The sequence below is a fragment of the bacterium genome (genome assembly GCA_040753555.1).
In the GTDB taxonomy this organism is placed as follows: domain Bacteria; phylum UBA9089; class UBA9088; order UBA9088; family UBA9088; genus JBFLYE01.
Window position 1 is genome coordinate 1 of the sequence record JBFMDZ010000146.1, and the last position, 5,180, is coordinate 5,180.

Sequence of the window (5,180 nt, forward strand, 5' to 3'; positions counted from 1 at the left end):
TAATTGTTCCATCAGGGTCATATGAGCTTGAGCCATCCAGGGTTATTGGTTCTCCCTCATAGCCAGTTAATGTTCCGGTAATTATGGGAACCGGGGGTTTGTTTTCCACACTTCCACAAGACCAGGATATTGCCTTTATGCCTTGGCCTATTTCCTTTAGCTCACCAGTTTGTAGGTTTGTGGTATAGAGGGTGTTTTTGAATATAAAAGCAAGGGAGTTACCATCTGGAGAGAAGCTTGGATTTGTTCCATTTGTTATTACCTTGGTTTGGTTTCCTCCATCCTTATTCATTGTGTAGATGTTTCCTCCTGAATTATATGCTATTTTTTCTCCATCAGGTGAGAAGCTTGGCTCTATGTCATCTACCTCATTGTTGGTTAATTGCATAATGTTTGTTCCATCCTTGTTCATAATGAATACCTCATAGTCAGAGCCTGGTTTGGAGAAGATTATGCTATTTCCATCTGGGGATATAGCTGGGTATTCTCCTTGTGTTATCATTGTTTCATTGCTTCCATCCATATCCATTATCCAGATATACTTGCTATCATAACCAGCCCTTACAAATAGTATTCTTTCATCTGGTGCAAATCTTGCAGATATCTCATCTTCTGGGCTATGAAATATTGTTAGCATTAAGCTCGGAATATCAAGAAGGTAAATGTCATAATTTCCCTCTTTGTTTGAACAATAAAGAATTTTATTCCCATCCTCTGAAAGGCAGACATCGGTTATGCTTCCATCCTCCCATAGCTTTCTTGGGTTTGAGCCATCTGCATTCTCCTGCCATATTCCATCATCCTTTACAACAACAACCTTTCCTCCTGTTTCTCCTATTGCTGTTAGTATAAATTCCACAAATATTTCCTTGCCTTTTTCTATTGTAAGTTCCCAAATTTCAATGGAATAGCCTGTTATTTCTACCTTTACCTTGTATGTTCCTACCTTTATATTCTCTATCCTAAACATTCCATCCTTATCTGTCATACCTTTCCCTATAACCATCCCATCCTTTATGACGCTAACAATTGCTCCCTCTATTGTTCCTGTTTCTGAGCCTACCTTAACAGACAAATTTCCTATTGCTGTTAGTATAAATTCTATGTATGTTTCCCTCTCTTTTTCTATTTTTGCTGTCTTGGTTTCAATCTCATAATAGGGTGCTTTAGCCTTTATTTCATAATCTCCTACCTTTACATTTTCTATTATGAAATTTCCATCCTTATCTGTCATTGCACTTCTTATTGTTATTTCATCCTTTATTAGCTCTATCATTGCTCCGCTAATCCCTGTTGTTCCTGAGGAGACCTTGCCCCTTAGGCTTCCATATGTTTGTGTTCCTATTGGTCTAAATGAGCTATATTCATTATTATAATATGGATCAGTTGTTGTTAGTCTCCTTAAGTTTGTTCCATCTGGGTTTATTATATAAATGTCATAGTTTATATAAAGGTCATCGTTCTCCCTTGCCTTTCCATTATCTGACATAAATACTATTCTTCCATCGGGAAGGAATTTTCCACAGCGTTCAAAGGAATCTGGTGTATTTGGGGTTAGGTTTCTTATTTCACCCATATAAAGGTTTGAGATGTATAGGTCTTTATCCTTTATTTTTATTTTCCCCCAGGTTCTTACAGTATACAAAAGCTTTGTATCATTGATGTCGTCTACAAGCTCATCTTCTTCTGGGGTATCGGTTATTCTTCTGTTGTCAGAGCCATTTTCATTTATTGAGTATATCTCGGTGTTATATGAGTCTATTTTCCATTCATTGTGTTCACTATCATAGATATAGGTAAAAACCTCCCTTGAATAAAATATCTTGCTACCATCAGGAGAAAACCTTACATTATCTATCGATATATCAACTCCCTTTTCATCTTTTCCAGAAACAAGCATCCTTTTGTTATTTCCATCTATGTCCATTATGTAGAGGTCTCTATGAGAGGAATACAAAATCTTGTCTTGTGAGATGTCATACATATTTTCAGAGATACCCTCTGTATTTGTTAAGTTTGTCTGTGTTCCTCCCTCTAGCTCTAATCTCCAAATATCATTATTACGAAATCTTTCTTGCCTCGCAAATATTATTTTCTTTCCATCTTTTGCTATCAGAAAATTTTCCTCTGATTTTGGACTATTTGTTAAGTTTTGTAAGCATGTTCCATCTATTCTCATCTTCCATATATCCACGCTAGTTGCTGTATATGTGTCTTTTCCCCAAATAGCAAGCCATTCACCATCAGGAAAGAATTGGGGGGCCCATCCTCCAGTTAGCATTATTGATTCTTTGCTTTCTATGTTTAATAAATGAGTAGAGCCTTGCTTGTGGGTTGAATCTGGAACAGGAACCCATTGTGTGTAGGCAATATCTGGAAGGAATACATAGAATTGATTGCTTGTATCGGGGTCTATTTGTTCTGTTGTTGGGTCAGAATCAAATTCATTCCCTGCCTCATCAAAGGCATTTGAGATGGATAGGGTATGTGTTCCCTGGTATTCTGAATTCCTTGGAATAACAAACTCACCATAGAAAGTGTCATTTTTTAAATTTGTGGTTGTAAAGAAGAGAGAAGAAATTGTATGTTCTAATGATTTGAAAGAGAGTTTCAATGGTTTTGTTATATCAAGGGTTTTATCAAAGATGGCTATAAAAAAGAGCTCATCTCCTCCAATGATGGGGTTGTTAACGAGAATTGTTTTTGGTATTCCATTTTCATATAATATTTTATACACTACCTTTGTATCAACTATTGTTATAATTCCTTGTGTATCTACCTGTTTCTTCCCTTGAATAATTCTCACCTCTACTATTTTTGGTGGGTTGGTGTCAAGGTAAATCTTGTGGTTTGTGTCTGTGCCTGGGTCGTAATTCATAAGTTTATCTGCATTATGCTTTTGATAGCAAAAGGTCTCTGGATTGCTATCTAATTGCCAGTCTTTTGCATATTTATGATAACCAACCAGCCTTAAGGTATATGTTCCATCCATCTTGTTCTCCTTGATCATCTTGTCGGTAAGCTCTCCCGAAGCTTTTCTCTTGGTAGAGTCTAAATTTATGGGAACCTTTACATTTACCTTGCCTTCTTCATCAGATACATAAAGCTCTAATAACTTTCCTGCTTCATCATCAGTCATTTCTTCTGAATATTCTATAGTTATTTTGATTGTGCTTGTTCCAAAAGGGGAGGAGGATGTGATAGAACCCCTTTTTGGTATTTCTTTATATGGATCGTTGTTCTTATCTTCCCAATAAGAGTTATACTTTGTCTTATTTCCTTGGGTTGCAGTTACCTTCTTAACATAAGGAGGAAGAGGGCCATAGTAGTGCTTGAGGATGTCTTGGTAGCTTGTGCCACTACCAGCTAAAACCTTTGCTCCATATTGGGAGAGGCCAGCTCCGTGGCCTCCTGCTCCTACAGCTCCTTCTGGAGATATAGTTTTCCTAAGGTGATGAGCATAATTTCCTCCAAAACCAGGTGCTATCTCTGAATTCTTTGTATACCACATATGTCCTGCAAAATACTTTGTGGAAGAAAAGAAGGTAGAGTCTATGATTGAGCCATCATAGGTTACTCCGAGACCAGCGGTGTCATTTACAGCGTCTATAATCTTTTGATCATAGCCACCAGAGGGTGCAGGTGCCCATACTTGACAATGCACGGTATTGCACACATCATAGCCTTTCCCTTTATGCTTGCCCATATGACACTTGGCATAGGTTCTAGCAGCCACAGCTTGGGCTTTTAAGGCTTCAAGGGGTGAATTTATACCCCATCCTTTCTCTAACCATACTTCTTTATACACTACCCCTTTAAGATATTCCTCAAAATTCAAGGTTTCAGTTGCAACAAACTTATTCCTTGGATCATCAAAGCTAATATCAGTTTTCTCAAATTTCCCAATTACAATTGTTATAGGAAGATTTGTTAATTTTTCAATTTTAATCTCTTTTGAGGCTGATAAAGAAGTTTGGGTTAGCAAAGAAAGGGCAACTACTGATATTTTTAAGAAGGTTTGTATCTTCATTTTACTTTATCTCCCATTTATAAATATGAACCCCATCTGATTTGGGTAGTAATTGATAGATGTTGCCATCTTTATCAATTGTTATCCTCTCCTTTTGCCCACCTCCTCTGCCTGTATAGTCTAACTCATCAACAGATAATTTAACTTTTGCTAAAAACCTACCTTCTTTGCTGTATTTATAAACTTCTAATTGCCAATCTTCAGGACCTGCAGCTCTTGCAGATGTAGCGTCTAACAAAAAATATACATTTCCTTCTTTATCAAAACCCAATTTTCCAATAGGACTCGGTTCATGTTCCAGGTGTCCTTCTCCTAAAAGTTTACCTGAGGCATCTTTAATTCTAAAGCCTGTTTTGTCTCCCGGGTCTCCTTCTTTAAACCATCTTCGTATTCTATAAGTCTCGCACTGAAAATTACTTGTCCCTTTCTCCACCAAAAATGGCTTTCCTTTTGTTTTATCAATATCTTCATACTGATAAGTTGTTTTGTCTTTCTCGGCAATTATCTTCGCTAGTTTGCTTTCAACAGGAATGGTAAATGAATATCTATAATCTTCTCTTTCTTTCCCTTTCTTCTTTTCTTTAACAAATTTAAGGATTCGTTTATTTTTTGGATCTTCTGCATCCTCAATAAAAATACTCCCTTCTTTATCTACTTCTATCTTGTCTGGTCCATATCTAACAGTCTCAGTCGCCATACCTTGAATTAAAACCTCACTTACCCCTAGTCTAATTTCTCCCTTCCCAGAACCCCAAGGAGCAAAGATTATCTCCCTCATTGCATAGTTGTAGTATTTTTTTGTTATATCTTGTTCTCGTCGTTCTTTCTCTTGTCTTAGTAATTTTTCCTGCTCATCTAGCCAAAGTTGTAATTGATATTCTTCCATATCGACTTTTTGAAGCTCTTTATTTAATCTTTTTTCGGATTCTTCAACATCAGCTACATACCCACTGAATTTTTGCCTCAAAGAATCTTTTTTCTCTTGAAGAGCATAATATTTTTCTTCCCAATTTTTATAAAGATTAGCCATTTTCTTGTCATAATCCTCCTCAATCTCCCTAAAGACCCGATTTACCTCTGGTTCTTCAAAGGTTCTTCCTTGAGTCCCCAAAGCCTCTTTTGGCTTTAAAGCCTCTGTCTCCTTAGGCTC

The 5,180-nt window shown here is 36.9% G+C and carries 2 protein-coding genes; both read right to left on the reverse strand.

Going from position 1 to position 5,180, the window contains the following annotated elements; genetic code table 11:
• Positions 1 to 4,030, reverse strand: a 4,030-nt coding sequence (locus AB1630_10020) for a SpoIID/LytB domain-containing protein (protein ID MEW6104126.1), incomplete at its 3' end; no start/stop codon positions are given.
• Position 4,031: 1 nt separating this feature from the next.
• A partial coding sequence (locus AB1630_10025) for a hypothetical protein (GenBank protein ID MEW6104127.1) occupies positions 4,032 to 5,180 on the reverse strand: 1,149 nt, incomplete at its 5' end.